Annotated in this window: 25 protein-coding genes; 14 read left to right on the forward strand and 11 right to left on the reverse strand. The window is 71.8% G+C overall.

Annotated elements, in window-relative coordinates; genetic code table 11:
* Positions 1-1,168: GNAT family N-acetyltransferase (locus tag GVN67_RS17655; protein WP_159998344.1), on the forward strand; the 1,168-nt coding region annotated here is incomplete at its 5' end.
* Here the strand turns inward: GVN67_RS17655 and GVN67_RS17660 are convergent.
* Positions 1,161-1,763, reverse strand: coding sequence for an NAD(P)H-dependent oxidoreductase (locus GVN67_RS17660; protein WP_159998346.1), 603 nt, complete (start codon positions 1,761-1,763; stop codon positions 1,161-1,163). The genes GVN67_RS17655 and GVN67_RS17660 overlap by 8 nt on opposite strands.
* A gap of 80 nt (positions 1,764-1,843) precedes the next feature.
* Between GVN67_RS17660 and GVN67_RS17665 the strand changes: the two genes are divergently transcribed.
* Positions 1,844-2,425, forward strand: coding sequence for a TetR/AcrR family transcriptional regulator (locus tag GVN67_RS17665; protein WP_159998348.1), 582 nt, complete (start codon positions 1,844-1,846; stop codon positions 2,423-2,425).
* Between the two features lie 70 nt (positions 2,426-2,495).
* Positions 2,496-2,726, forward strand: a complete 231-nt coding sequence (locus GVN67_RS17670; RefSeq protein WP_159998350.1) for a DUF2171 domain-containing protein — start codon at positions 2,496-2,498, stop codon at positions 2,724-2,726.
* Positions 2,727-2,785: 59 nt separating this feature from the next.
* On the opposite strand, the gene GVN67_RS17675 is transcribed toward GVN67_RS17670, so the two are convergent.
* On the reverse strand, positions 2,786-3,241 hold the full coding sequence (locus GVN67_RS17675) for a group III truncated hemoglobin (RefSeq protein WP_159998352.1): 456 nt from the start codon (positions 3,239-3,241) through the stop codon (positions 2,786-2,788).
* Positions 3,238-4,143 carry a LysR substrate-binding domain-containing protein gene (locus GVN67_RS17680; RefSeq protein WP_159998354.1) on the reverse strand — a complete coding sequence of 302 codons (906 nt, stop codon included), beginning with the start codon at positions 4,141-4,143 and terminating at the stop codon, positions 3,238-3,240. Before GVN67_RS17680 ends, GVN67_RS17675 begins: the two co-directional genes overlap by 4 nt.
* Positions 4,144-4,314: 171 nt before the next feature.
* On the opposite strand from GVN67_RS17680, the gene GVN67_RS17685 reads away from it, so the two are divergent.
* The 4 genes from GVN67_RS17685 to GVN67_RS17700 are packed head-to-tail and all read left to right on the forward strand — an operon-like array spanning position 4,315 to position 10,469.
* A complete protein-coding gene (locus GVN67_RS17685; RefSeq protein ID WP_235035348.1) occupies positions 4,315-5,910 on the forward strand; it encodes an ABC transporter substrate-binding protein in 1,596 nt (531 codons plus the stop codon).
* A gap of 1 nt (position 5,911) precedes the next feature.
* Positions 5,912-8,131 (forward strand): N,N-dimethylformamidase beta subunit family domain-containing protein, encoded by a 2,220-nt coding sequence (locus GVN67_RS17690; RefSeq protein WP_159998356.1) that lies wholly within the window; start codon positions 5,912-5,914, stop codon positions 8,129-8,131.
* Positions 8,128-9,510 (forward strand): amidase, encoded by a 1,383-nt coding sequence (locus GVN67_RS17695; protein ID WP_159998358.1) that lies wholly within the window; start codon positions 8,128-8,130, stop codon positions 9,508-9,510. The genes GVN67_RS17690 and GVN67_RS17695 overlap by 4 nt, the downstream gene beginning before the upstream one ends.
* Before the next feature lie 56 nt (positions 9,511-9,566).
* Complete coding sequence (locus GVN67_RS17700; protein WP_159998359.1) at positions 9,567-10,469, forward strand: alpha/beta hydrolase; 903 nt, start codon at positions 9,567-9,569, stop codon at positions 10,467-10,469.
* A 59-nt stretch (positions 10,470-10,528) separates the two neighbouring features.
* Here GVN67_RS17700 and GVN67_RS17705 read toward each other — a convergent pair whose 3' ends face one another.
* A complete protein-coding gene (locus tag GVN67_RS17705) occupies positions 10,529-12,727 on the reverse strand; it encodes a TonB-dependent siderophore receptor (protein ID WP_159998361.1) in 2,199 nt (732 codons plus the stop codon).
* Between the two features lie 311 nt (positions 12,728-13,038).
* On the opposite strand from GVN67_RS17705, the gene GVN67_RS17710 reads away from it, so the two are divergent.
* Complete coding sequence (locus GVN67_RS17710) at positions 13,039-13,929, forward strand: DMT family transporter (RefSeq protein ID WP_159998363.1); 891 nt, start codon at positions 13,039-13,041, stop codon at positions 13,927-13,929.
* A 6-nt stretch (positions 13,930-13,935) separates the two neighbouring features.
* Here GVN67_RS17710 and GVN67_RS17715 read toward each other — a convergent pair whose 3' ends face one another.
* On the reverse strand, positions 13,936-14,520 hold the full coding sequence (locus GVN67_RS17715) for a helix-turn-helix domain-containing protein (protein WP_159998365.1): 585 nt from the start codon (positions 14,518-14,520) through the stop codon (positions 13,936-13,938).
* A 224-nt stretch (positions 14,521-14,744) separates the two neighbouring features.
* On the opposite strand from GVN67_RS17715, the gene GVN67_RS17720 reads away from it, so the two are divergent.
* Genes GVN67_RS17720 through GVN67_RS17730 form a run of 3 tightly spaced genes read left to right on the forward strand, consistent with a single transcriptional unit; the run spans position 14,745 to position 16,946 of the window.
* Positions 14,745-15,644 carry a transporter substrate-binding domain-containing protein gene (locus tag GVN67_RS17720; protein ID WP_159998367.1) on the forward strand — a complete coding sequence of 300 codons (900 nt, stop codon included), beginning with the start codon at positions 14,745-14,747 and terminating at the stop codon, positions 15,642-15,644.
* Positions 15,645-15,648: 4 nt separating this feature from the next.
* Positions 15,649-16,293 carry an amino acid ABC transporter permease gene (locus tag GVN67_RS17725; RefSeq protein WP_200845301.1) on the forward strand — a complete coding sequence of 215 codons (645 nt, stop codon included), beginning with the start codon at positions 15,649-15,651 and terminating at the stop codon, positions 16,291-16,293.
* A 2-nt stretch (positions 16,294-16,295) separates the two neighbouring features.
* Positions 16,296-16,946 carry an amino acid ABC transporter permease gene (locus GVN67_RS17730; RefSeq protein WP_159998369.1) on the forward strand — a complete coding sequence of 217 codons (651 nt, stop codon included), beginning with the start codon at positions 16,296-16,298 and terminating at the stop codon, positions 16,944-16,946.
* Between the two features lie 223 nt (positions 16,947-17,169).
* Here GVN67_RS17730 and GVN67_RS17735 read toward each other — a convergent pair whose 3' ends face one another.
* The 3 genes from GVN67_RS17735 to GVN67_RS17745 all read right to left on the reverse strand — a co-directional run bounded on the left by GVN67_RS17735 (position 17,170) and on the right by GVN67_RS17745 (position 20,759).
* A complete protein-coding gene (locus tag GVN67_RS17735) occupies positions 17,170-18,459 on the reverse strand; it encodes an NtaA/DmoA family FMN-dependent monooxygenase (protein ID WP_159998371.1) in 1,290 nt (429 codons plus the stop codon).
* An 86-nt stretch (positions 18,460-18,545) separates the two neighbouring features.
* Positions 18,546-19,115, reverse strand: a complete 570-nt coding sequence (locus GVN67_RS17740; protein WP_159998373.1) for a hypothetical protein — start codon at positions 19,113-19,115, stop codon at positions 18,546-18,548.
* 60 nt (positions 19,116-19,175) lie between these two features.
* Positions 19,176-20,759, reverse strand: a complete 1,584-nt coding sequence (locus tag GVN67_RS17745; protein ID WP_159998375.1) for an ABC transporter substrate-binding protein — start codon at positions 20,757-20,759, stop codon at positions 19,176-19,178.
* 82 nt (positions 20,760-20,841) lie between these two features.
* Between GVN67_RS17745 and GVN67_RS17750 the strand changes: the two genes are divergently transcribed.
* The 3 genes from GVN67_RS17750 to GVN67_RS17760 are packed head-to-tail and all read left to right on the forward strand — an operon-like array spanning position 20,842 to position 24,273.
* On the forward strand, positions 20,842-22,368 hold the full coding sequence (locus GVN67_RS17750) for a M81 family metallopeptidase (protein WP_159998377.1): 1,527 nt from the start codon (positions 20,842-20,844) through the stop codon (positions 22,366-22,368).
* On the forward strand, positions 22,365-23,036 hold the full coding sequence (locus GVN67_RS17755; protein ID WP_159998379.1) for a GntR family transcriptional regulator: 672 nt from the start codon (positions 22,365-22,367) through the stop codon (positions 23,034-23,036). The genes GVN67_RS17750 and GVN67_RS17755 overlap by 4 nt, the downstream gene beginning before the upstream one ends.
* Positions 23,023-24,273 (forward strand): aminotransferase class V-fold PLP-dependent enzyme, encoded by a 1,251-nt coding sequence (locus tag GVN67_RS17760; RefSeq protein ID WP_159998381.1) that lies wholly within the window; start codon positions 23,023-23,025, stop codon positions 24,271-24,273. The genes GVN67_RS17755 and GVN67_RS17760 overlap by 14 nt, the downstream gene beginning before the upstream one ends.
* Positions 24,274-24,280: 7 nt before the next feature.
* On the opposite strand, the gene GVN67_RS17765 is transcribed toward GVN67_RS17760, so the two are convergent.
* From GVN67_RS17765 to GVN67_RS17775, 3 genes are all read right to left on the reverse strand, one after another.
* Positions 24,281-24,529: a hypothetical protein gene (locus GVN67_RS17765; RefSeq protein ID WP_159998383.1), complete on the reverse strand. Its 249-nt coding sequence runs from the start codon at positions 24,527-24,529 to the stop codon at positions 24,281-24,283.
* A gap of 85 nt (positions 24,530-24,614) precedes the next feature.
* Entirely contained in the window at positions 24,615-25,289 is a 675-nt protein-coding gene (locus GVN67_RS17770) for a pentapeptide repeat-containing protein (RefSeq protein ID WP_159998385.1), read from the reverse strand.
* Positions 25,290-25,334: 45 nt separating this feature from the next.
* The coding region (locus GVN67_RS17775; RefSeq protein WP_159998387.1) for a hypothetical protein at positions 25,335-25,984 on the reverse strand (650 nt) is incomplete at its 5' end.

Raw genomic sequence — 25,984 nt, forward strand, 5'->3', positions numbered from 1 at the left:
GGGCGGGCTCGGCCTGCTGCTGGCCTTCCGCATGGCCGACGAGGCGCGCTACCGCGCCCTCGGCCGCGAGGGCAAGGTCTTCGAATTCTGCTTCCGCCTGCCCGCGGCGCCGCTGCCGGACATGCCGGCGCAGGAGCCCGCGCCCGGCCGCGCCCGCGGCGCCTTCACGATCCGGCCGTTCCGCGATGCGGATGCCGCCGGCATCGCCCGCTGCGCCTGGCTCGCCTATGGCTACACCCGGCCGGACAACGCGCTCTACGACATGGCCGGCCTGGTCCGCCGCCATGCCGAGGGGCTGACCCAGAGCCTGGTGGCCGAGGCGGAGGATGGCAGCATCATCGGCCATGGCTGCCTGGATTTCGCCGGCAGCCCCGAGGTGCCGGAATGCACCGACCTGGTGGTGCTGCCGGAATGGCGCGGCCATCCGCTGCTGCTGGCCCGCCTGCTCGATGCCGGCCAGGCCCTGGCCGCGGCGCGCGGCTGCCGCGGCTGGACGGTGCAGGCGGTGACGGCGCACACCGTCTCGCAGCGCGGCGCGCTGCGCTATGGCGGGGTGCCGGTGCAGGTGCAGCTGGCCTCGGTCAGCACCGACTGGGCGATCGGCGCCGCGCCGGCCGGCGGCGGCGCCCGCCAGTCGGAGGTGCTGTTCTACCGCGGCTTCCGGCCGGGCCCGGCGCGGGTGCTGCATGCGCCGCCGCGGCATGCGGCGATGGTGGCGGGGATCTACGCCGCCCTGGCCGAGCCGGTGCGCCTCGCGCCGGGTGCGCTGGCCCGGGGCGAGACGCGGCTGGCCGTGTCGAAGGACCAGGCCGAATGGGGGGCGGTCGCGCTGACCGTCGAGGAATATGGCGCCGATGCCGTGGCGGCGGTCGCCGGCTTCCTGCGCGCCTTCTGCCTGGAGGGGGTGGCGACGGCGCTGCTGCGGCTGCCGCTGGCCGACCCGGCCACCGCTGGTCTGGGCGAGGCCTTCGAGGCGCTGGGCTTCAGCGTCTGCGGCGTGCTGCCGCATGCCGACCTGCTGCTGTACCAGTACCTCAACAACGTCGTGCCCGAGACGGCGAGCGAGAAGATCGCGCTGCCCTGCCGGCCGCTCTACGACCATGTCCTGGCCGAGCGCCGGCGTGTCGACCGTGCCGTCTTCGGCGCCGTGGCGGGCAGCGTCAGCTGACTGTGGCGACGGCCTCGCGCAGCCCGGCGCCGATGGCGAAGCCGCGGCGCAGCGCCGCCGCGCGGGCGGCCTCGTCGCTGTGCAGCAGGAAGTCGGAGCCCACCACCGGCGCGCCGCAATAGCCGAAGATGCCGTGCTCGATCTGCGTCCGCATCGCCACGTCGTAGCCATGCCGGGCATAGGTGCCCTGGTCGGCGCCGCCCAGGCCGATCAGCTGCACCGGCAGCCGCCCCAGCAGCTTCTCGATGCGGCCGTCGGGCGTCTCGCCATAGGCCCAGCCCTGGACGAAGACGCGGTCGATCCAGCCCTTCAGCAGCCCGGGCATCGCCCACCAATAGACCGGATAGACCAGCACCAGCACGCTGGCCTGGTCGAGCCGCCGCTGCTCGGCCAGCACATCGGGCGCCGCCGGGTTGCGGCGCTGGAACTGGCCGTGGTCGGCGGCGGTGTAGCGCGGGTCGAAGCCCTCGGCGGCGAGGTCGGCCAGGGTCGCGGCCTGGCCGGGGGTGGCCTCGATGCCGGCGGCCACCTGGCGGGCGACCGCCTGGGTCAGCGAGCCAGGGTCGGGATGGGCGGTGACGATCAGCGCCTGCATGGGCGGAACCTCCTCTTGGCGACCGGGGCGGGCCGCTATATACTTTTAGTAAGTTACCTTTGGTAGGTTGTTTGTCAAGCATGACCCCGCCCGGCCGCCGCCGCCTGTCCCGCCCGGAGCGCCTGGCGCAGCTGCTCGACACCGCCCGCCTGCTGGTCCAGGCGGAGGGGACGGATGCGCTGACGCTGGGCCGCCTGGCCGGGCAGGCCGGCGTCACCAAGCCCGTGGTCTACGACCATTTCGCGACGCGGGAGGGGCTGCTGGCGGCGCTCTACGCCGATTACGACCGGCACCAGACGGCGGTGATGGCGGCCGCCCTGGCCGCGGCCGAGCCCGGCCTCGCGGCGCGCGCCACGGTCATCGCCGAGGCCTATGTCGGCTGCGTGCTGACCGAGCGGCAGGAAATTCCCGGCGTCGCCGCGGCGCTGGCCGGCGCGCCGGAGATGGATGCGCTGAAGCGCCGCTACCAGGCCGATTTCATCGCCCGCTGCCGCGCCGTGCTGGCGCCTTTCGCCGGCGACCGGCCGCTGGCGCCCGCCGGGCTCTGGGCCATGCTGGGCGCGGCCGATGCGCTGTCGGAGGCCGCGACCCGCGGCGACATCGGCCGCGAGGAGGCGGTGGCCGAGCTGCGCCGCGTGCTGATGTCGCTGGCGGAAGGATAGCGCGGTCCGGGAACCCCCGGCGCCGCCCTGTGTTGTTCCTGCAGGCGCAACGCAGAAGAGGAGACCAGACATGGTCGATACCAAGCACATCGCCGACCACATGGAAGTCGTCGGTTCCTGCGGCAATCATGTGGGCACCGTGGACCATCTCGACGGCAGCCGCATCAAGCTGACGGCGCAGGACAGCGCCGACGGACGCCACCACTTCCTGGCGCTCGACGCCGTGGCGGAGGTGCGCGACGGCAAGGTGGTCACGCGGATGAACCACAAGCAGGCCCTGGCGTCCTTGCAGGCCGCCTGAGCCGAAACGGCCCGCCCGGCAATCCCGGGCGGGCCTTTTTCCTGTGTCGCGCCGCCTGGTCAGCCCGGCGGCAGCGGCGGCAGCGGCGCTGGCGCCTCGCCGCGATGGATGCGCAGCCCCAGGCGGAAGGAATCGGCGATCCGCCCGGCGCGGTCCATGAACAGCGCCGCCAGGTCGGGCGGGCAAACTTCGTCCACCGTGACGCGGAACAGCGCCAGCCAGCGGGCGAAATGCGCGTCGCCGATCGCCCCCAGCGCCAGGTGCTTCGGCAGCGGCCGGCCGTTGTAGCGGCCGCTGCGCAGCAGGATGCCGCTCCAGAAATCGGCGATGGTGGCCAGGTGATGCGGCCAGCGCGCATCGGGAATGGCGCCGCGGAACACCGGGCCGAGCAGCGCATCCTGCCGCACCCGGGCATAGAAGCCATCGACCACGCGGCGGATCAGCGCCTCGTCCAGCAGCGCCTGGGCGTCCCTCTGGGGGTCCCTCTGGGGGTCCCTCTGGGGGTCCTCGGTCACGGGCGCCCGCCGGACGCGCCCGCCTGCTGCAGCAGCCAGCCCTTGAAGGACTGGAAGGAGCCCAGCCGGGTGGAGGCCGCCGGATAGACCATCCAGTAGCTGCAGCGGCTGGAGACCGGCTCGGCGAAAGGCTCCACCAGCAGCCCGGCGGCGAGCTCATGATGCACCATGAAGCGCGGCACCAGCGCCAGGCCCAGGCCGGACATGGCGGCCTCGATCATCAGATGCATCTGCTCGAAGATCGGGCCCTGCGGGGTCGCGACATGCCGCAGCCCGAGCTCGGCCAGCCATTCGTCCCAGGCGGCCGGCCGGTCGACATGCGGGAACAGCCGGTAGCGCGCCAGCGCCTCGGCGATCGGCAGCCGCGCCGGCGGCCGCGCCGAGGGGGCGCAGACCGCCACCTGCTCCTCGTCGGTCAGCCAGTCGGACAGCATCCCCGCCGGCGGCGCCGCGCCGCAATAGATCGCCGCGTCGCAATGATGCTCCTCGAAGTCGAGCGGTCGGGTGCGGGTGCAGAAGCGGATCGCGACCTCCGGCTGCGCCGCGACGAAGGCCGGGTAGCGCGGCATCAGCCAGCGCGCGCCGAAGCCGGGCAGGGTGGCGATGCTCAGCGGCTCGGCGCCGTCGCGCGGGCCGCGGCCGAGGCTGAGCCCGGCCTGCTCGATGCAGGCCAGCGCTGCGCGGATCTGCTCCAGATAGGCGGCGCCGCCGCGGCTGAGCGCCAGCCGCCCGGGCTGGCGCTGGAACAGGCTGATGCCCAGCTCCGCCTCCAGCAGCCGCACCTGGCGGCTGATGGCGCCGGGCGTCAGGCAGCATTCCCGCGCCGCCTCGGTGAAGCTTTGCAGACGCGCGGAAGCCTCGAAGGCCTGCAGGGCCATGGTCGATGGAAGCTTGCGGCGCATCCAGGGCGGCCCCGTGCGATGATGGGTGCGATGAAAACTGCGAACCCGCTCAGTTAATATCGTTTGTGCCCGGGCCAGCAAGGCCCTGCAATCCGCCCCCGGGACAGGAGGCGACGCCGTGACGCGGCCGGCACCGGCGCGGCGGCCACGCCGGCCAAGGAGCGATGCGGGATGACGACGACAATGCGACGGCGCGCGACGGCGCTGGGCCTGGCGGCGGGGCTGCTGGCCACGGGCATGATGGCGGGCGCCGCCCGCGCCCAGGCGCCGGAACGCGTGCTGCGGGTGGCGCCCAGCGCCGACCTGGCGGTGCTCGACCCGATGTATTCGGCGGTGATCATCACCCGGCTCTACAGCCTGATGGTCTATGAGACGCTGTTCTCCTGGGACTCCAAGCTGCAGCCGCAGCCGCAGATGGTCGATCGCTGGAGCGCCGCGCCCGATCAGCTGAGCTGGTCCTTCACGCTGCGCCCGGGGCTGAAGTTCCATGACGGGTCGCCGGTCACCACCGCCGATGTCGCCGCCTCGCTGAAGCGCTGGATGGCGCGCGACGTGCTGGGGCAGAAGGTCGCGACCTATGTCGCCAGCATCGATGCCGTGGACGACAGCAATTTCGTCATCCGCTTGGGCAAGCCGGCCCCCTTTCTGCCCTGGGCGCTGGGCTCGGCGGTCGGGCAGATCCCGGCGATCATGCGCGCGGCGGACCTCGCCGGCGATCCGCAGCGCCCGGTCAGCACCGCGATCGGCAGCGGCCCCTTCCGCTTCGACCATGCCGCCCGCGTCTCCGGCTCGCGCGCCGTGTTCCGCCGCAACGCCGACTACCAGCCGCGCGCCGAGCCGCCGGACGGGCTGGCCGGCGGCCGCGTGGTCAAGGTCGACCGCGTCGAATGGCATGTCATGCCCGACGCCAACACCGCCATCACCGCGCTGCAGACCGGCGAGGTCGACCTGGTCGAGGCGCCGCTGCTCGACCTGCTGCCGGCGCTGCGCGGCAATCGCGGCATCACCGTGCGCAAGATCAACCAGCTGAACAACCAGGGCATCATGCGGCCGAACGCGCTGCAGCCGCCCTTCAACGACCCGCGCGCGCGCCAGGCGCTGGCCCTGCTGGCCGGCCAGGGCGACTACATGTCCGCCGTCGTCGGCGACCCCGAGCGCTGGCATCGCTGCGGCGCCTACTACATCTGCGGCGGCCCCTATGGCCAGGTGGCGGCCACCATCGCCGAGCCCGACATCGCCCGCGCCCGTTCGCTGCTGGCCGCCGCCGGCTATGCCGGCCAGCCGCTGACCGTCGTCGCCACCAAGGAGCTGGCGCCGATCGGCCAGATGAGCGAGGTGATGATCGACGGGCTGCGCCGCGCCGGCGTCAACCTCGACGTGGTCTGGACCGACTGGGGCACCATGGTCGGGCGGCAGGGGCAGAAGGGCCCGGCCTCGGCCGGCGGCTGGAACCTGCAGATCACCTATTCCTCCGGCATCACCGCCAGCAATCCGATGACCAATGTCGGCACCAACATGGTCTGCAACGGCAGCAACTGGATGGGCTGGCCCTGCGACGAGACGACCGAGGCGCTGCGCCAGGAATTCGTCGACGCCCCCGACCAGGCCGGGCGGCTGGCGGTGACGCAGCGGCTGCAGGCGCGGCTGGAAGAAGTGCGCCCCTATATCCCGCTGGGCGAGTTCGACGCGCCCATCGCCTATCGCAGCAGCCTGCGCGGGGTGCTGGATTCGCCGGTGATCGCCTATTGGAACATCGAGAAGCCCTGAGATGCTTCCTGTCACCGGCTATGTGGATCGCTGGAGCGTCCGCCCCGGCGAGACCATCCGCTTCATGATCAGCAGCCGCGGCGCGCAGCCCTATCGCGCCCGGCTCGCCCGGATTTTCTGCGGCGATCCCAATCCGAAGGGGCCCGGCTATCGCGAGCGCGCCATGCCCTGCGGCATCGAGGGCGCGCATGCGGGGGCCGAGCAGCCGGTGCGGCCCGGCTCCCGCGGCTTCGTCCCGCGCCTCGACCTGGCCACTTCCTTTTCCGTCGCGCTGACGCTGAAGCCGACGCTGCTGGACGAGGCCGCGCCGCAAACCCTGCTGCAATGGCAAGGACTTTCCGCCAGCCTTCACCTCTGGATCGAGGGGCGGCAGCTGCGGGCCGAGCTGGCCTCGCCCGCCGGCGTGACCCGGGCGGTGCTCGGGCGCGCGCTTGCGGAAGGCTGGCAGGACCTGGCCTTGGCGCGGGATGCGGCGGCCGGGGTGTTGACCCTGGCCAGCCGGCCGCGCCCGGACAGCTATGGCCCGGCGCCGCGCATCGCCGCCGTCGAGACATCCTGCCCGGCGGCGTCGCTGGGCCAGGGCCAGCTGATGCTCGCCGCCAGCCTGCAGCGCGATCTTTCTTTCAGTGGCCGGCTGGAGCGGCCGACGGTCTATGACGGCGCCTGGCCAGTGGCGGCGCTGCTGGACGCGCAGGCCGGCGGCGCGGCGCCGATCGCCCCCGCCGCGCTCTGGGATTTTTCGGAGGGCATCGGCACCGACCGCATCACCGACCGCGGCCCGAATGGCTTCCACGGCACGCTGGAAAACCTGCCGACGCGCGCGGTCACCGGCGCTGCCTGGTCCGGCCGGCACCATCGCTGGACCGAGGCGCCGGCCGAATACGCCGCGATCCATTTCCACGCCGATGATGTCGGCGATCTCGGCTGGGCGCCGTCGCTGGCGCTGACCGTGCCGGCCGACTGGCCCAGCGGCCTCTACGCGCTGCACCTGGAGACCGCCGAAGGCCGCGACAACATCCCCTTCGTCATCCGTGCGGCCGAGGCCGGGTCGCAGGCCAGGGTCGCGCTGCTGCTGCCGACGCTGACCTACCAGATCTATGGGCAATATCCGCGCCGCGAGGTCACCGAGACCTCGCTGCCGCGCGCCGAGGCCTGGGGCGCGCTGGTGGAGCCGGCGCATCGCCACCCGGAATATGGCCTGTCCGCCTACAACACCCATGCCGATGGCAGCGGCGTCACCATCACCTCGATGCGGCGGCCGATGCCGGACAAGCGGGTCAACCAGATCCACCGGCTGGATGAAAGCCCGGAAGGCTCCGGCACCTATTGGCTGGCGGCCGACACCTATCTGATCGACTGGCTCGACCGCCGCGGCATCGCGTGCGAGCTCATCACCGACCACGACCTGCATGCCGAGGGCGTCGGCCTGCTCAACCGCTACAGCGCCGTGCTGACCGGCCAGCATCCGGAATACCACACCGAGGAGACGCGCGGCGCCATCGCCGAGTTCATCGCAGGCGGCGGGCGTTTTCTGTACCTGGGTGGCAATGGCTTTTACTGGAAGATCGTGCCCTTCCAGGGCGAGACCTGGGCCGTCGAGCTGCGCCGCGCCGAGGGCGGCATCCGCACCTGGGCCGCCGAGCCGGGCGAGGGCTACCACGCTTTCGACGGCAGCTATGGCGGGCTGTGGCGGCGGCTCGGAAAGCCGCCCCAGGCGCTGGTCGGCGTGGGCTTCACCGCCCAGGGCGAATACCGCGCCGAGCCCTATCGCTTCACCGACGCCATCGACGATCCGCGCCTGGCCTTCATGCGCGCGGGTCTCGAGGAGGCTGTCCCCGGCACGGCTTTCGGCGAGCGCGGGCTGATGGGTGGCGGCGCGGCGGGGCATGAGATCGACCGCACCGACAAGGCGCTGGGCACGCCGCGCCACGCGCTGGTGCTGGCCGTCGGCCTGCCGCAGCATGCCAGCTTCGAGCCCGCCAACGAGGACCGCCTGACCCAGGAATGGCCCGGCGCGCGGGAAGAGATCATCCGCTCCGACATCACCTTCTTCGAAAGCGCCGGCGGCGGCGCGGTGTTTTCCGTGGGCTCGATGTCCTTCATCGGCGCCCTGCCGATCGACAATTACGAAAACCTGCTGGCGCGGCTGATGGAGAATGTGGTGCGCCGCTTCGCCGACCCGACGCCGTTTCCCTGGCCGCTTCCGGAATCCCCGCTGTGATCGATGTCGAAGAATCCTCTGCCCTGGACATGGTCCGTGGCTTCGCGGCCGGCACGCTGTCGCCGGTCGCCGTGCTGGAACGCGCCCTCGACCGCCTGGCCCAGGTGGAGCCGAAGCTGAACGCCACGGTGCTGGTCGATGCCGACACCGGCCGCCGCATGGCCGAGGCCTCCGCCGCGCGCTGGCGCGACGGCCGCCCGCTCGGGCCCCTGGACGGCGTGCCGGTCGCGGTGAAGGACACCAACAGCGTCGCCGGCTGGCCGACACGCGCCGGCTCGCGCCCGACGCCGACCACGCCGGCCACGGCCGACACCCCCGGCGTCGCCCGGCTGCGCGAGGCCGGCGCCGTCTTCTTCTGCAAGGCCACCACCCCCGAGCAGGGCTGGAAGGGCATCACCCACAGCCCGCTGACCGGCGTCACCGGCAACCCCTGGGACCCCACGCGCACGCCGGGCGGGTCCAGCGGAGGCTCGGCGGCGCTGGTCGCGGCCGGGGTGGTGTCGCTGGCCACCGGCGGCGATGGCGGCGGCTCGATCCGCATCCCGGCCGGCTTCAGCGGCGTCTATGGGCTGAAGCCGACCTATGGGCTGCTGCCGAACGTGCCGCATTCGCTGGGCTGGCTCGGCGTCTTCGGCGCGCTGTCGCGGACGGTGGCCGACACCGCGGCCTTCCTGCGCATCGCCTCCGCGCCTGACTGGCGCGACGCCTTCGCCGTGCCGCCGCGCGACATCGACTATCTGGCGCAGCTCGAGGGCGGCGTCGCCGGGCTGCGCATCGCCTCTTCGCGCGACCTGGGCTTCCCGGTGGTGCATCCCGGCGTCGCCGCCGCCGTCGAGCAGGGCGTCGAGCAGCTGCGCCGCGCCGGCGCCACGGTGACCGAGGTCGATCTCGATTTCTCGCCGCTGCGCGACGCGATGGATGTGATCTGGCGCGCGGGCTTCGCCGGCGCGCTGCGGCATCTGGACGGCGCCGCGCTGCAGCTGCTGGAGCCTGACCTGCTGGCGCTGATGGTCTCGGCGCAGGACCTGTCGGCGGCGCGGCTGCAGGCGGCGCAGGATGCGGCGCGGGCGCATTGCCAGGCGATGCAGCGCTTCCACCAGGATTTCGATTTGTTGGTGACGCCGACCCTGCCGATCCCGGCCTTCGCCGCCGGGCTGAACACGCCCGACCCGGCGCGCTTCCCGCGCTGGTACGACTGGACGCCGTTCAGCTGGCCCTTCAACCTCAGCCGCCAGCCGGCCGCCTCGATCCCCTGCGGGCTGGCGGAAGGCTTGCCCGTCGGGCTGCAGATCGTGGGGCCGCTGTTCCGCGAGGATCTGGTGCTGCGCGCCTCCCGCTGCATCGAGCGCGCCATCCGCATCGGCGCCCCGCCGATGTGAGCGGATCGCCGCCGGCAAAGCTGCTAAGCCAGCGGCATCCACCGGAGGATCGCGCCATGCCCGTCAAGCTGCACCGCCGTCACCTCGCGCCGCTGCTGGCCGGGCTCGCCGGCCCGGCCTGGGCGCAGGGGGCGGCGACCCTGCCGGGGACGACCCAGCACGAGCTGGAGTCGCGCGGCGGTCAGACGTTTCGCGTCTTCCTGCATGTCCCCGCCGGCACGCCGCCGGCGGGGGGCTGGCCGATGATCACCCTGCTCGACGCCAATGCGGTGATGGGTCTCGTCGTCGACACCATTCGCGTGCTCGCCTTCCTGCCGCGCGAGGCCGGCATCGGCTCGGCCGCGGTGGTCGCCGGCATCGGCTATCGCGGCGAGGGGCCCTACGACATCGCGCGCCGCTCCTTCGACCTGACGCCGCCGCCGATCCGCGAGCTGCCGGCGGCCGACGGCCGCCCGGCGCGGCGCATCGGCGGCGCCGACGAATTGCTCGACTTCATCGAGGAGCAGGTGAAGCCGCTGGCCGCGCGCGCGGCGCCGATCGACGCGTCGCGCCATGCGCTGCTCGGCCATTCCTTCGGCGGGCTCTTCACCCTGCATGCGCTGTTCACCCGGCCGGCGGCGTTTCGCGACTATGTCGCCGGCAGCCCGTCGATCTGGTGGCAGGATGGCGCGCTGCTGGCCGAGGCCGAGCGCTTCATCGCGCGGGCGGATCGCCCGGCGCCGAAGCGGCTGCTGATCACCATCGGCGAGCATGAGCAGGTGCCGGCGCCCTGGCACGACCCGGCCTGGGCGCCGCGCATGGCGATGACGCGGATGGTCGACAATGCGCGGGAGATGGCCGAGCGGCTGCGCCCCGTGCCGGGGCTGCAGCTCGGCTTCGAGACGCTGCCCGGGGATGGCCATATGTCGGCCTTCCCCGTCGCGGTTCAGCGCGGGCTGCGCTTCATCCTTGGCGTTTAGAGCGTGATGGCTTGAGGTGGAATCACCGAAAAGCCTGAATCACGCGATCAGGCAAAGTCCTAGAAGTCGAAGCTGGCCGAGACGATGACGGTGCGCGGCGAGCCCACTGTCACATAGGTGCCCGTGGTCAGCCAGTAATCCTCGCCGAAGAGATTCTCGAGATTGGCGCGGAAGGTCACCGGCTTGCCCTGGATCTCGGTGCGGTAGCGCGCGCCGATATCGACCCGCGTCCAGGCGTCGAAGCGCGCCGTGTTGGCCGTGTTGATATAAGCGCCCGAGGTGTAGATGACGCGGCCATTGACGGCGAGGCCGGTGACGCCCGGCACGTCCCAGTCCAGCGCGCCGGAGAAGGTGCGGTCGGGCACGCCCTGGGCGTCGTTGCCGCGCTCGGCGGCATTGGCGGTGCTGGTCAGCTCCGGCTTGATGAAGGTGGCGCTGGCCAGGCCGCGCAGCCCGGGCAGGATCTCGCCGTAGGCGGAGAGCTCGAGGCCGCGGTTGCGCTGCTCGCCGTCATAGGCCAGGTCGTTGGCGGCGGTGCGGATCGCGTTCGGCCGGGCGATCTGGAAGACCGAGGCGCTGGTGGTCACGCGGCCCCAGTCGACGCGCACCCCGGCCTCGTATTGCTGCGACTTGTAGGGCGCCAGCACCTCGCCGAAATTGCTGTAGCCGACGCCGACGATCTGGCCGCGCGTCAGCCCCTCGGCGTAGTTGGCATAGAGCGAGACGTTCTGCAGCGGCTTGACCACGATGCCGAACATCGGCGTGGTCGCGTCGGCGTCGTAGCGGCTGGTGCGCGCGCCGGTCGCGGTGCTGTAGCTGTCGACCTGCACCTGCTGGTAGCGCAGGCCGCCGGTCAGCAGCAGCCGGTCGCCCAGGAAGGACAGCGTGTCGGCCAGCGCGAAGCTGGTCAGCGAGGTCTCCGAGGCGCGGCGCGGATCGGTGCGCGGCAGGGTGATCAGCGGCAGCGCCACGGGGCGGTAGATGTTCGAGGCGATGTTGCCGGGCTGCGCGATATAGGCGTTGCCGGCCTCCTGCTGGAAGCCGGTATAGCCGGCATTCAGCGTGTGGCCGACGCCGAAGGTGCTGAAGCGCCAATTGGCGCCGACCGTGCCGCTGACCGTCTTCGAATAGGAATCGTAGAAGGAGTTGCCGACGCGGAAATTGCCCAGCGCATCGACCGCCTGGGCGCTGACCGGGAAGACCTGCTCGTTCCAGCCGTCGCGATAGCCGATGGCGCCATAGACCGTCAGGTTCTCGGTCAGGTCGTATTCCAGCCGGGTGGCGATGGTGCTGTCCTGCTGCCGCAGGTTGGTGCCGGGATACCAGTTGCTGCGCGCATCCGGCGCCGCGGGAATCACCGCCGTGGTCGAGAGAAGGGAAATCTGCGGCCGGAAGTTCTTGGTGTTGTCGCGCTGGAAGATGCCGTCGACCGACCAGCGCAGCCGCTCGCCGCGATAGTCGAGGCCGAGGGCGGCGACATAGCTCTGCAGGTTGCCGCCGTCGATCGTCGCCTCGCCGTCGCGGTGCAGCCCGTTGAAGCGGATGCCCCATTCGCCATTGGCGCCGTAGCGGCGGGCGATGTCGGTGGCCACGCCGAGATTGCCGCTGCCCATGTAGCTGGTGGTCAGCCGGGTCAGCGGCGTGTCCTCGGCCCGCTTGGTGACGATGTTGATGCCGCCGCCGATGCTGCCGCCGGGCGAGATGCCGTTGATCAGCGCGCCGGGGCCGCGCAGCAGCTCGATCCGCTCGATGATCTGCGAGGGCACGCGGTTCGAGGAGACCAGGCCATAGAGCCCGTTCATCCCGACATCCTGCGCCGGCACCGCGAAGCCGCGGATCTGGAAGGTGTCGTCGAAGCCGCCGGCGCCGGTGGTCAGGCGGACGGAGGAATCATTGACCAGCGTGTCGGCGATGGTGCGCGCCTGCTGGTCCTCGCTGAACGCCGCGGTGTAGCTCGTCGTGCTGAAGGGCGTATCCATCACGCTGCGGGCGCCGAGCAGGCCGAGCGTGCCGCCGCGCGCCACCTGGCCGCCGGCATAGGGCTGCGGCAGCGCGCCGGGGGCGGGGGAGGCGCTGACATCGACCGTCGGCAGGGCGACGGCGCCGGTGGGCGGCTCCTGCGTTTGCGCCTGGGCCTGGACCTGGGCCTGGGCCGCCGGGGCCAGGGCGATGCCGCAGGCCAGCACGGTGCCGGCGGCGCGCTGCGTCAGCGTGGTGGCGCGCGACCGGGGCAGGGTCCGGCGGTCGGTTCGGCTCATCAAGGCAGGCCCTTTGTCATCGAGAAGTATCGAGAATGCGAATGGTTCGCACTAACAGAGATGATGAAGGAAAGGCAAGAAGGGCCGGCGCATCCCATGGCATGGAGACCAAATCATGATTGGTCCCGGGCAGGATATGCTGGCCACTATCTTCAGCACGGCCTTTCCGGGGCGCGGAGGCAGACGTGGCGGGCGGCGGTGACCGGCCGGGCCGCCCGCCGCCAGGGCCGGTTTTGAGCCGCGGGGGGAAGTGACTACCCTGCGCCAGCCATGACGGCCGCCCCCGGCCGCCCGACCAGAAGGCGATGTTGATGACCCCTCGGGCCACGGGCCTGCTCTGCGCCCTTTCCGCCGTCACCATTTTCGCGATGCAGGACGGCATCTCCAAGCATCTGGGCGACGCCTATCCGCCGATCCTCATCGCCATGCTGCGCTACTGGGCCTTCGCCGGCTTCGCCATCCTGCTGGCCAGCCGCGCGCCCGGCGGGCTGCGGCGCACGGCTGCCGCCCGCCGCCCCTGGCTGCAGGCCGCGCGTGGCGTGCTGCTGGCGGTGCAGATCGGGCTGTCGATCTATTCCTTCTCCCGCGTCGGCCTGGCTGCCACCCACACGCTCTATGCCGGCACGCCGCTGGTGGTGGCCTGCCTGTCGGTGCCGTTCCTGGGCGAGCGCGTCGGCTGGCGGCGCTGGACCGCGATCGGCATCGGCTTCCTCGGCATCCTGCTGATCATCAACCCGCTGCAGGCGACCTTCGACAGCCGCATCGCCATCCCCGCCCTGGGCACGGTGCTGTTCGGCGTCTATTCGGTGATGACCCGGCTGGGCAGCCGCAGCGACAGCGCCGGCACCGCCTTCCTCTATACCGGCGTCGCCGGCGCCATCGCCATCAGCCTGGTCGGCCCCTTCTACTGGACGCAGATCACGCTGGCCGACTGGTGCTGGATGCTGACCCTCTGCGTCACCGGCACCACCGGGCACTACCTGTTCATCCGCGCCTTCGCCCTGCTCGACGCCGTGGTGGTGCAGCCGATGACCTATATCCAGACGGTGCTGGTCTGCCTGATGGGGGTCTTCGTCTTCGGCGAGGTGATGACGATGAACATGATCCTGGGCTGCGCCATCGTCATCGGCGCCGGCATCTTCACCATCTGGCGCGAGGCGATGCTGGGCCGCGCCGCGCGGCGGACCGAAGCGGGGCGCTGACCGGCGTCAGAAAGCCCCGTCGGCCGGGCTTTCGGCGATCACCCACAGCACCTTGGCCGGCAGGTCGGTGTCGTTGTGCAGGCTGTGCGGCTGGGTGCTGGAAAACTGGAAGCCATCGCCCGGGAACAGCCGGGCGGCGCGCTCGGCCACGACGACGCGGATCTCGCCCTCCATCACCAGCCCGGCCTTCTGGCCGGGGCGCATGACCATGTCGAGATTCTCCGAGCGCGGCGGCAGCGAGATCAGCATCAGCCGCAGGTTGCGGTCGCCCGGCGGCGAGATCATCTCCTTCAGGATCGGCGCGGCGCCGACCTGGATATGGCTGCGCCGGTTGGCGCGGCAGACGAAGGCCGGGTCGGCCGCCGGCGGCTCGGCGGTCAGCACCGCGTCGGTCGCCACCCCCAGCGCGTCGCAGATCTTCTCGATGGTGCTCAGCGACGGGTTGGCGCGGTCGCGCTCGATCTGGCTGACGATGCCGGCCGAGACGCCGGCGGCGGCCGCCAGGCTGTTCACGCTCATGCCGCGGGCCAGGCGCAGCGCGCGGATGCGCGGACCGATCAGGTCGCTCAGCCGGGACGGTGTCTGAAGCATGGTCGCCAGGGTCCCTCTCTCTGCGGGGCGAATCTTGTCAGCGCCTTATGCCACGTAATTGCTTGACGGTCGCGGGGGCTGTGCAAAATAATGAACGCATCATCATTCCGGTGATGCCGGCAGGACAGCAAGACGGCCCAAGGCCGCGGCTCGGCCCTGGTCACACGTCTTCCCAGCAGTCTTCGAGCCTCGTGCGCGGCACGAGCGCTTCCAGGAGTGATCCCATGACGCAATCCTGTGCCGCCAAGGCGGGTCACCTGTCGCGCCGCGGCCTCGGCGCCGCGCTGCTCGGCGGCGGCGCGATGCTGGCGACGGCGCGCCCCGCCCGGGCGGCCACCACGCTGGAGCGCATCCTGGCGGAGAAGAAGGTCACCGTCGGCTTCGTCAACAACCGGCCCTGGTCCTTCCGCAACAGCGAGGGCCGCATCATCGGCATCGAGGCCGATATCATCCGCACCGTGCTGGGCCGCCAGGGCGTCACCGAGATCGCGACGGCCACCACCGAGTTCAACGGGCTGATCCCCGGGCTGCAGGCGCGCCGCTTCGACATGAGCAATGGCGGCCTCTACATCACGCCGCAGCGCTGCAAGCTGGTGGCCTTCTCCAACCCCTACCTGCGCGTCTCGGACGGGCTGATCGTCAAGGCGGGGAACCCCAAGAACATCCGCGGCTACAAGGATTTCGCCGAGAATCCGGCGCTGCGCTTCGGCACCGTGCGCGGCAGCATCAACGCGCAGAACGCCGAGGCCGCCGGCATCCCGACCGCGCGCCAGCTGCTGCTGCCGGACGCGCAGTCGCTGGTCAGCGCCATGCTGGCCGACCGGCTGGACGGCGCCTCCTTCTCGCTCGGCCTGACCATCGCCCTGCTGGAGGACCCCAACGTCAAGGGGCTGCAGCGCGCCGTGCCCTTCACCGGCTATATCCAGCCGAATGGCGAGGAGAAGCTGGGCTTCGCGGCCTTCGCCTTCCGCCCCGCCGATGCCGACCTGAAGAAGGTGGTCGACGAGGGGATCGCGGTGATGCTGCAGGACGGCTCGCTGGCCGAGGTGCTGAAGCGCTACGGCTTCTCCGAGGCCGACCTGCCGGTGGGGGCGGCGGCCGAGCAGCTCTGCCGCGAGGCCTGATCTTGTGAGCTTCGTCGCCCTGCTGGGCTGGATGCTGGAGGGGCTGGGCGTCACGCTGACGGTCGCCCTCTACAGCGCCGTCATCGCCTTTCCTTTCGCGCTGGTCTTCGGCCTGCTGGAATTCCGCCTGCGCGGGCCGGCGCGCTGGCTGGTGGCGCTGTTCATCGACTTCTGGCGCAGCTCGTCGGTGATCATCCTTCTGTTCTTTTTCTTCTACGTGGGCCCCGCCTTCGAGGTCTATCTCAGCGCCTACACGGTCGGCGCCCTGGTGATCGGCTGCAACATCGGCGCCTACGGGTCGCAGGCGCTGCGCTCGGCGCTGGAATCGGTGGGGGCAGGGCAGGTGGAGGCGGCGCAGTCGCTCGGCCTGTCGCGGGCGAAGATTCTGCTGCTGGTCGAGCTGCCGCAGGCGCTGCGCAAGGTGATCCCGATCGCCGGCAACGAGATCATCGAGATCATCAAGACCACCGCCAATGTCTCGCTGATCGGCCTGGCCGACGTGACCTTCCGCGCCAAGGAGGCGATGCAGGTCGCCTACCAGCCGGCCGCCATCTATAGCGGGCTGCTGCTGATCTATATCGCCGTCTGCCTGCCGCTGGCCCTGGCCATCCGCCACCTGTCGCGCCGCGACGCGGCGCGGAGCCGCTGAGGATGGGCTTCGACACCGCCTATTTCTGGTCGCTGTGGCCGGCGATCCTGCAGGGCTCGCTGATGACGCTGCTGGCCGCCGCGCTCGGCTCGGTCGGCGCCGTGGTCACCGGGCTGGTGCTGGCGCTGGGCCGGCGCAGCGGGCGCGCGGGCCTGGTGGTCGGCACCGTCTTCACCGAGGCGATCCGCCTCAGCCCCTTCCTGGTGCAGCTCTATTTCCTGTATTTCGTGCTGCCGGTCTACGGGGTGGTGCTGTCGGCGCTGACCGTCGGCATCCTGGCGCTGTCGCTGCATTTCGGCGCCTTCCTGGGCGAGGTCTTCGGCGCCGGCATCGACGCCGTGCCGAAGGGCCAGATCGAGGCGGCCAAGGCGCTGGGCCTCAGCCGCTTCCACTACAACCGCCTGGTGGTGCTGCCGCAGATGCTGCGCTTCGTCGCGGCGCCGACGGCGAACTACATGATCTCGCTGCTGAAGACGACGCCCTATCTGGGGGTGGTGGGCGTGCCGGAAATGCTGGGGGTGGCTTTCGACAAGGCCTCCGACAGCTTCCGTTATGTCGAGCCGCTGACGGCGGCGGGGATCCTGTTCCTGGTCTATAGCATCGCCATCGGCGGGGTCGCGCGGGTGGTGGAGAGGAAGATCAGGCCGCTTTGAGTGGGAAATAAATTTTATTTAGAGAAGAATATTGAAGAGAAGAATCTGGGGGCATTGAATGCCCCCAGACCCCCACATTCATTTTGCGTCCCGCGCCGAACAGACGCGGGACGCATGTGGCGTCCCACCTGGGGCCTCATGGCGCCAACTGAAGGCGGGGTCCGGGGTGATACTATCACCCCGGATTCTTCTCTTGTCTGTCTTCTCTAATTAGTTCTCTTCTTTAATTATTCAATTTTTCCCGCAACGTCCCTTCGGCATAGTTCTTCTGGACCAGCCCGCGCTTCTGCAGCACCGGCACCACCATCCGGCAGAAATCCTCGAACATCCCCGGGCTATGCGTCGGCCACAGCACGAAGCCGTCGCAGGCGCCGCTGCTGAACCAGTCTTCCATCTGGTCCGCCACGCTCTCGGCGGTGCCGACCAGAAGGCGGCGCGGCTTCTTGGCGGCCTCGGCGAAGCTGATGCCTTCCTGCTGCGCCCGGGCCGCGACCCGCTCGCGCGAGCCCTGGATGCCCTGGTGCGACCCCGGCACCGGCTGCGGCCGGTCCTGGCTGAGGTCGAGCCCGATGGTGTTGGAATTGGCCGCCACCACCAGCTCCGGGTTGATCAGCGATTCCAGATAGGCGGCGCGGTCCTCGGCGATGGACTGGGTCTCGCCCAGCACCACGGCGGTGGCCGGCAGGATGGCGCAGCCCTCGGCCTCGCGCCCGGCGGCGGCCAGGCGGGCGCGGATATCGGCGTAATAGGCCTGGGCGTCCTCGCGCCCGGCGGGGGTGCTGAAGATCAGCTCCGCCCAGCGCGTGGCGAATTCGCGCCCGCGCGGCGAGGACCCCGCCTGCATCAGCACCGGCCGCCCCTGCGGCGAGCGCGGCACCGACAGCGGTCCGCGCGAGCTGACATGCCGGCCGTCGTAATTGGCGTAGCGCACCTTGGACGGATCGATGAAGATGCCGGCCGCGCGGTCCATGACGAAGGCGTCGGCGTCCCAGCCATCCCACAGTGCGCAGCAGGCCTCCAGCACCTCGTCGCCGCGGTCGTAGCGCTGCTCCTTCGGCGGGATGCCGTCGCCGCCGAAATTGCGCGCCTCGAAGTCGGTGGCCGAGGTCACCACGTTCCAGGCCATGCGCCCGCCGCTCAGGATATCCATCGAGCCCAGGATGCGCGCCAGGTGATGCGGGTGGTGGAAGCTGGTCGACAGCGTGGCGCCCAGGCCCAGATGCCGGGTCACCCGCATCATCATCGGCAGCACCGCCATCGGGTCGAGATAGCTGATCTGGCCGCCCAACTTCAGATAGGTGGCGTAGCTGCCCTTGTAGATATCCGGCACGCCGACGGTGTCGGCGAAGAAGGCGGCGTCGAAGCAGGCCTGCTCCAGCAGGCGGGCGGTCTGCTCGTAGCGCGCGGGGTCGAAGATATCGTCCAGCGACGCCGCCGGATGCCGCCAGCCGCCAGCATGGTTGGCGGTGGGCCCGGTCTTCAGATAGGCGACGAGACGCATCCGGCGCGGCATGGCGAGCGTTCCTGGCGAAGGGCGTTGAACGAGCCATCATTATATTGAATGGCCGCGCCCGCAAGGCTGTCCTGCGCCGGCCGGCTTCAGCCCGGCGCGGAATCCGGCGCCATCGCGACCGACAGGCGGAAGCCGCGCAGCAGGCTGGCCTCGGCCGCGCTGGCCTCGGCGGGCAGCAGCAGGACCGGCGCGCTCTCGCCCATCTGCGCCAGCATCTCCGGCAGGGCGATGGCGGTGACCAGCCCGCGCAGATGCCGGGTGGCCTCCGCCTCCTCCGCCTCGGCGGCGCCGCCGAAGGGCAGGGTGTCGGCGCCTTCCAGCGCCGGCACCGCCGCCGCGCCCGCCGCCAGGCTGAAGCCGCGAACCGCGATGCCGCCGCGCTTCTTCTCGACCACCCAGCCGGCCAGGCCCTCGCCCTGCGCCAGCTCGATCCAGAACAGCGGCGGCAGCACGTCCAGCACGGCCGCGGCGCGCGCCACCTCGGCGGCGGCGAGGCCGCGCGCCAGATCCGCGATGTCGTCGTCGATCGCCAGCGCCGGCGCGCTCTCGGCGCGCAGCCGCCGCGCCGCGCGGCGCGCCTCGATCGGCGCCTGCTCGCCCAGCAGGGCGGCCAGCAGGCTGCCCCCCGGGAACTTCACCCGCTCTCTCTGCTGCATCGCCGCGCCCCCTTCCGTGCCGCCCCCTGATGCCCGAAGCGGCGCCGCCACGCCAGCGGTTCAGGGCACCGGCTGCGCCAGCATCGCCTGGTTCCGCCCCAGCGGATTGGCGGTGTAGCGGACCCGGCCGGCCAGGCTGGCCCAGTTGTTGGCCGGGTGGATCAGCGGGATCAGCGCCAGGTCGTCGACGCCGATGCGCATCGCCTCGGCCAGCCTGGCGTTGCGCGCGGCGTCGTCCAGCGTGCCCAGCGCCGCCGCCAGCGCGGCATCCAGCGCCGGGTTGGAATAATGCATCCGGTTGGTCGGCCCCATGCCGCGCGCGGTGTCGCGCGTGGCGTAGAGCGCGCGCAGCGGGTTCACCGCGGTCGAGGCGATCCAGGAGGAGAAGAACACCGAGAAGTCCCGGTTGCCGGCGCGCGGCAGCAGCACATTGGCCGGATAGGTCTCGACCTTGGCCTCGATGCCGATGCGCGACAGCATCTGCCCCACCGCCTGCAGCACCCGGTCGTCATTGACCACGAAGCCCGCCGAGCCGTGCAGCGTCATGGCGAAGCCCTCTGGATAGCCGGCCTCGGCCAGCAGGCGCCGCGCCCCTTCGGGGTCGTGGGGCGTGGGCCGCAGGCCAGGGTCGGCGCCTTCCACCCCGGGTGCGACCAGCTGCGCCGCGGGCAGCCCGGCGCCGTCCATGACGCGGGCGACCAGCGCCTCGCGGTTGATCGCCATCGAGATCGCCCGCCGCACCCTGAGGTCGCGCAGCGGGTTGCGCGGCAGCGGCGTGCCGTCCTTCGCGGTGACGAAAGGCGTCTGCTCCCGCATCGCATCCGGAAACAGGTAGAAGGTCTCGGCGGCGGGGGCGGAGGCGATGGCCAGGCTGCGCTCGCGCCGCAGCCGCGCCAGGTCCTGCAGCGGCACGCGGTCGATGACATCGACATCGCCCGACAGCAGCGCGGCGACGCGGGCGCTGTCCTGCCGCAGCTGCCGCACGCTGACCCGCGCCCAGGGCTGCGCCCCGCCCCAATAGGCCTCGTCGCGGGCCAGCTCCAGCTGCTCGCCGGGGGCGAAATGGCGGAAGCGATAGGGGCCGGTGCCGATCGCCGCGCTGCCGGCGTTGAAATCCTCGCTCCGCTTGCCGGCATGGACACTGCGCGACAGCATCATGATGTAGGACAGGTCGCGCGGCAGCAGCGGATGCGGCGCCGCGGTGCGCAGCACCAGGGTGTGCGGCCCGGTGATCTCGACCGCGGTGATCTGCCGGGTCTGCGCGGTGAAGGGCCCGGGCGAGCCGGTCACCTGCGGCACCCGCGCCAGGGTGAAGGCGACATCCTCGGGGCCGAAGGGGGTGCCGTCATGGAAGCGCACGCCGTCGCGCAGCGTGATCTCCCAGCTGGTGGCGTCCAGCGGCCGCCAGGCGGTGGCCAGCCGCGGCTGCAGCGCGCCCGAAGGGTCCTCCAGCACCAGCGGCTCGTAGATCTGCTGCAGCAGCCCGTTATTGGCGCCCAGATTGTGCCAGTGCGGGTCGGCCGAGCTGGTCATGATCGCCACGCCCAGCCGCAGATGCGGCGCCTGCGCCAGCGCCGGCCGGGCGGCGGACAGGCCGGCGGCGGCCGTCAGCAGCCCCAGCATTGCCGGTAGAAATTTGATCACGAATCGACCTCCCCTGGTTTGACACTGAGAAGATGCTTCTCCATCCTCGGCCCTGTCGTCAATTCTGTGATCAAATTCAGCCATGACCCGAATCCTCGTCGGCCAGCTCTGGCAGGAAAGCCACGACTTCAACCCGGTGCCCACCCTCGCCGCCGATTTCGCGGTGGAGCGGGGCCCCGCCATGCTCTCGGCCAATGCCCAGGCCGGCAGCACGCTGGGCGGCATCCTGCGCAGCCTGCGCGCCGCGGGGGTGGAGGCGGTGCCGACGCTGGCCGCCCGCGCCCGCCCCGGCGGCAAGGTGGCCGGCCCCGTCTATGAGGGCTTCCGCGACGAGATCCTGGCCGCCGCCGCCGCCGCCGGCCGGCTCGACGCCGTGGTGCTGGAGCTGCATGGCGCCATGACCGCCGAGGGCCATGACAGCCCGGAGGCCGACCTGATGACCCGGCTGCGCGCCCTGCTCGGGCCGGGCGTGGTGATCGCCATCGGCCTCGACCTGCATGGCCATGTCACCGACGCGCTGCTGCGCGCCTGCGACATCGTCACCGCCTGCAAGGAGAACCCGCATTCCGACGTGGTCGAGGCCGGCGAGCGCGCCGTCGCCCTGACGCTCGACACGCTGGCCGGGCGGCTGCGGCCGGTGACCACCATGGTCAAGCTGCCGATGCTGCTGCCCGGCGGGTCGGAGACGGTGGACCACCCGCTGGCCGAATTGCACGCCATCGCCCGCGCCGCCGTCGCCGGCGACCCGGCGCTGCGCGATGTCTCGATCTTCAACGTGCATCCCTTCCGCGATGTCGCCGATATGGGCCAGGCGGTGCTGGCCATCGCCGACGGCGACAGCGCCGCCGCCGACCGCGCGGCGCTGGCCGTGGCGCGGCCGATGTGGGCCTGGCGCGCGCAATTCACCCATGAATTCCCCGAGGCCGACGCGGCGCTGCGGACGGTGCTGGCCGAGCCGGCGGCGCGGCCCTTCGTGCTGTCCGACCGCGGCGACCGCGTGCTGGCCGGCGCCCCCGGCGACGGGCTGCATCTGTTGCAGCGGCTGCGCGCCCTCGACCTGCCGCTGCGCGGCGCCTTCCCGGTGACCGACCCGGAGACGGCGGCCGCCGCCCTCGCCGCCGGGGTGGGGGCGGTGCTGGACCTCGCGGTCGGCGGCCGCATGACCCCGGGCTTCGCGCCGCTGCCGCTGCGGCTGACCGTGCTGCGCACCGATCCGCTCGGCGAGTTCGTCCAGAAGGGCCCCTACCAGGCCGGGCAGCGCAGCACGCTGGGCGCCTGCGCCGTGCTGCGGGACGATCGCGGCAACCTGGTGCTGGCCAGCACCGCCGCCGGCATGACCCAGGACCCGGCCGCCTTCACCAGCCAGGGCATCGACCTCGCGGCGCTGGACCTGGTCGTCGCCAAGTCGGGCAACCACTTCAAGCTCAGCTTTGCCGGCATCGCCACGCCGCTGGTGGTCGACACGCCGGGCATGGGCAGCTACCGCGCCGGCTTCTTTCCCTACACCAAGTCGCGCTTCTGGCCGGAAATTCCGGCCCTGGCGCTGGAAGAAATCCGGCTGCGGCGCTTCGGCCGCGGCGCGCCGGACGACGCCGTGGTCGCGGCATGACCGAGACCGCGGCGCTGCGCGCCCAGGCCTATGCGGCGCTCAGCCTGGCGCTCTCCGCCGGCCGCTTCGCGCCGGGGCAGAAGATGATCCTGCGCGGCCTGGCGGAGGAGCTCGGCGTCTCGCCCATGCCGGTGCGCGAGGCGCTGAACCGGCTGGTCGCCGAGGGCGCGCTGGAATCGCGCGACCGCCGCTCGATCCGCGTGCCGCTGCTCAGCGGCGACGATTTGCGCGAGCTGCGCGACATCCGCATCGAGGTCGAGGGCCTGGCCGCCGAGCGCGCCGCCCGCGCTGCGACGCCGGCGCTGGTGGCGGAGCTGCGCAGCCTGGCGCTGGGCATCCGCGCCGCGCGCGACCGCGGCGATGTCGCCGCCGATGCGCGGGCGATCCGCGACTATCATTTCGCCATCTATCGCGGCGCCGGCATGCCGGCGCTCGAGGGGCTGATCACCTCGCTCTGGCTGCGCACCGGCCCCTATGTGCCGCTGCTGTTCCCCGATTACGCGCGCGGCCGCACCGGCGAGGAGCGGCGCCGCCTGACCGAGGCCATCGCCGCCCGCGACGGCGCCACGGCGCGGGCCGAGATGGCCGCCGACATCAACGATGCGCTGAGCTGGGTCGCCGCGCGGCTCGGCCCCACCCCCCTGGAGAACCGCCATGCCGGACCATAGCCCCGCCGCCCCGCGCCTGCCCTTCCCGGAGACCGGCGCCGCCTGGACAGCGCTGCAGGAGACGCTGCAGCAGGCGAAGGAGAACGATGTCGACTGGCGGGCCGGGCGGCTGGCCGTCTACACCTATTACCGCGACGACGCCCTGCTGCAGGTCGCGCAGGATGCCTATGGGCTGTATTTCAACGAGAACGCCCTGGGCAAGCGCGCCTTCCCGTCGCTGGCGCGGCTGGAGCGGGAGCTGGTCGAGATGGGGCTGTCGCTGTTCCAGGCGCCGCCCGGCGCCGGCGGCGTCTTCACCAGCGGCGGCACCGAGAGCATCTTCCTGGCGGTCTGCGCCGCGCGCAACGCCCGGCCGGTGCCGGGGCGGCCGAACATCGTCTGCTGCGAGACGCTGCACGCCACCTTCAACAAGGCGGCGATGTTCCTGGGCGTCGACGTCATCCGCACGCCGATGACGGCGGAATTCCGCGCCGATCCGGCGGCGCTGGCGGCGGCGATCGACGAGAACACGGTGATGATCGGCGCCTCGGCGCCCGGCTATGCGCACGGCGTCTTCGACCCCGTCGCCGAGATCAGCGCGCTGGCGGCGCGGCACGGGCTGTGGCTGCATGTCGATGCCTGCATCGGCGGCTTCCTCAACCCCTTCTGGCCGGAGGCCGTGCCCGACTTCGACTTCCGCGTCGCCGGCGTCACCAGCCTGTCGGCCGACCTGCACAAATACGGCTATGCGGCCAAGGGCGCCTCGCTGCTGCTGCTGCGCGACGCGGCGCTGAAGCGGCACCATTCCTTCGACTTCGACGGCTGGCCGCGCGGCGCCTATGCGACCGAGACCTTTTCCGGCAGCCGCCCGGCCGGCTCCATCGCCGCCGCCTGGGCGGTGGTCAACCATCTGGGCCGCGACGGCTACGCGGAGAATGCCCGGCTGATCCATGACGCCAAGGCGCAGCTGGTCGCCGGCATCGAGGCGATCCCGGGGCTGCGCGTCATCCGCCCCTCCGACCTCTGCATGCTGCTCTATACGGCGGAGGATCCGGCGATCGATCTCGACGCCCTGGCCGAGCGGCTGGGCGCGCGCGGCTGGTTCGTCGGCCGCAACATGAAGCCGAAGGCGATCCACCTGGCGCTCAACACCGTGCACGCCGCGACGGTCGGGCCGTATTTGGCCGACCTGGCCGCCGCGGTGGCCGAGGTGCGCGCCGGCGCGCTGCGCGGCGTCGAGGACCGGCGCACCTACTGACCGGGGTTTAGCCCGGCCGTTCCGCCTCGCTGGCCAGCGGGGCGGGCGGCGGGCTGGCCTTGGCCGCCTGCCATTGCTGCTGGACTTCCTCGTTGATGTCGGCGGCGGACTGGCCCGGGCTGACCACCACGGTGGCGCCGTTCAGGCTGAAGCGGAAGGACCGCTGGTGGTGCTGCGCCTTGTCGACGCAGCGCGCGATGACATGCGGCAGATAATCGTCCGGCCGGGTCGGATAGTCCTCGATTTCGGAGGCCATGCGCCTTTCTCCCTGCTGTCGTTGACCTCAGTATTGAGACAGACCGGCCGCCCTGTCCATCACAACCGCAGCCTGGGCGTGGCGCTCAGCCGACCTTGAAGCCAAGGCCGCGCGCCACCTGCACCGCCTGCTCGGCCGAGATCTTGGCGCCGCGGAAGCGCGCCATCTCGACGCCCGACAGGCTGCCGATCTCGGCGTCGCGGATATCGGCGCCCTCGAAGCGGGCGCCGTCGAGGGTCGCGCCGCGCAGGCTGCAGCGCTGCAGGATGGCGGCGCGGAAATCCGCCTTGGTCAGGTCGGCCTCGGCCAGGTCCAGCCCCTGCAGCCGCGCGTTGCGGAAGGAGAAGCCGGGCAGCAGCGCCAGCGTCAGGCTGCAGTCGCGGAAGCCGACATCGAAGGCGCGCACCCCGGTGAAGTCGGCGCCAAGCAGCCGGCATTCGGCGAAGGCGCAGTCCTGCAGCCGGGCGTTGGTGAACTTGGCATTGTCGGCGAAGGCGCCCTCGAAGCGCGCGTCGCTGAGATCGGCGCTGGCGAGATCGGCGAAGGACAGCCGGCAGGACCGCCAGCGCGTGCCGTCCAGCGTCGCCGCGCGCAAGTTGGCCTGGCGCAGCTCGCAGCGCTCGAAGACCCAGCCGGTCAGGTCCAGCCGCGACAGGTCGGCGCCCTGGCCGGCGCAGTTGCGCAGATGCACGGGCGTGCCGCGATCGATCAGGCGCTGGACGGTGTCGCGGTCGAGCGCGGTGTCTTCGACGAGCTGCATGGCGGCGGGCGGCGCTCCGATGGTGGGCAGCGCCACCTTAGCCGGTCACGGCCGGCGCGTCGCCTTGCGCCGCGGCGGCGCCGGCGGGTCGCGGCGATCGTCGAGGTCGAGCGTCAGCTGCAGCGCGCGGATCGCCTTCTCCAGCAGGCCCAGCACCAGCTGGATGCTGTAGCCGGCGAGGAAGGGCAGCAGCATGATCGGGCCGCTCTTGCCCTGCGGCTGGGCGGAGGCCAGGTCGCTGAAGAAGGCGATCATGTCCTGCGCCGCGATGGTCACCGCCAGCACCAGGCTGAACAGGCAGCCCAGGATGATGCGGCCGATCACCTCGAACAGGTCGGAGCCGCGCAGGGTGGCCTGCGGCACCAGCTTCAGCATGTGCAGGAAGATGCTGGCCACCGCCCCCAGCCCGCCCAGCGCGACCGACCACAGCGCGCCCCACATCAGATAGGTGCCGGTGACCGGGCGCCCGGCATTCGGGCCGGCCGGCACGGCGGCGTGGTTGACCAGCAGCACGCCCAGCGCCATCGCCAGGAAGACCAGGCTGCTGACGATGACGATGGCCTGGATGATGCGCCGCGTGCGCGCGGCCTGGGCGACGCGGCGCGGGCGGAAATCCTCCACCGTCAGCCCTTCGCCCAGCTGCGCCAGGTCGCGCATCGAGCGGTCGAGCTGGCTGCGGGCGGGGGCGCTGGGGC

The sequence above is a fragment of the Roseomonas sp. 18066 genome, from assembly GCF_902706185.1.
Taxonomy (GTDB): Bacteria; Pseudomonadota; Alphaproteobacteria; order Acetobacterales; family Acetobacteraceae; genus Pseudoroseomonas.

Excerpts from the sequence above, each read along its gene's own strand:
- GVN67_RS17660 (WP_159998346.1), bottom strand. The coding sequence starts at position 1,763 with ATGCAGGCGCTGATCGTCACCGCCCATCCCGACCCTGGCTCGCTGACC.
- GVN67_RS17665 (WP_159998348.1), top strand. The coding sequence starts at position 1,844 with ATGACCCCGCCCGGCCGCCGCCGCCTGTCCCGCCCGGAGCGCCTGGCG.
- GVN67_RS17670 (WP_159998350.1), top strand. The coding sequence starts at position 2,496 with ATGGTCGATACCAAGCACATCGCCGACCACATGGAAGTCGTCGGTTCC.
- GVN67_RS17680 (WP_159998354.1), bottom strand. The coding sequence starts at position 4,143 with ATGCGCCGCAAGCTTCCATCGACCATGGCCCTGCAGGCCTTCGAGGCT.
- GVN67_RS17685 (WP_235035348.1), top strand. The coding sequence starts at position 4,315 with ATGACGACGACAATGCGACGGCGCGCGACGGCGCTGGGCCTGGCGGCG.
- GVN67_RS17690 (WP_159998356.1), top strand. The coding sequence starts at position 5,912 with ATGCTTCCTGTCACCGGCTATGTGGATCGCTGGAGCGTCCGCCCCGGC.
- GVN67_RS17700 (WP_159998359.1), top strand. The coding sequence starts at position 9,567 with ATGCCCGTCAAGCTGCACCGCCGTCACCTCGCGCCGCTGCTGGCCGGG.
- GVN67_RS17705 (WP_159998361.1), bottom strand. The coding sequence starts at position 12,727 with ATGAGCCGAACCGACCGCCGGACCCTGCCCCGGTCGCGCGCCACCACG.
- GVN67_RS17710 (WP_159998363.1), top strand. The coding sequence starts at position 13,039 with ATGACCCCTCGGGCCACGGGCCTGCTCTGCGCCCTTTCCGCCGTCACC.
- GVN67_RS17715 (WP_159998365.1), bottom strand. The coding sequence starts at position 14,520 with ATGCTTCAGACACCGTCCCGGCTGAGCGACCTGATCGGTCCGCGCATC.
- GVN67_RS17720 (WP_159998367.1), top strand. The coding sequence starts at position 14,745 with ATGACGCAATCCTGTGCCGCCAAGGCGGGTCACCTGTCGCGCCGCGGC.
- GVN67_RS17730 (WP_159998369.1), top strand. The coding sequence starts at position 16,296 with ATGGGCTTCGACACCGCCTATTTCTGGTCGCTGTGGCCGGCGATCCTG.
- GVN67_RS17735 (WP_159998371.1), bottom strand. The coding sequence starts at position 18,459 with ATGCCGCGCCGGATGCGTCTCGTCGCCTATCTGAAGACCGGGCCCACC.
- GVN67_RS17740 (WP_159998373.1), bottom strand. The coding sequence starts at position 19,115 with ATGCAGCAGAGAGAGCGGGTGAAGTTCCCGGGGGGCAGCCTGCTGGCC.
- GVN67_RS17750 (WP_159998377.1), top strand. The coding sequence starts at position 20,842 with ATGACCCGAATCCTCGTCGGCCAGCTCTGGCAGGAAAGCCACGACTTC.
- GVN67_RS17755 (WP_159998379.1), top strand. The coding sequence starts at position 22,365 with ATGACCGAGACCGCGGCGCTGCGCGCCCAGGCCTATGCGGCGCTCAGC.
- GVN67_RS17760 (WP_159998381.1), top strand. The coding sequence starts at position 23,023 with ATGCCGGACCATAGCCCCGCCGCCCCGCGCCTGCCCTTCCCGGAGACC.
- GVN67_RS17765 (WP_159998383.1), bottom strand. The coding sequence starts at position 24,529 with ATGGCCTCCGAAATCGAGGACTATCCGACCCGGCCGGACGATTATCTG.
- GVN67_RS17770 (WP_159998385.1), bottom strand. The coding sequence starts at position 25,289 with ATGCAGCTCGTCGAAGACACCGCGCTCGACCGCGACACCGTCCAGCGC.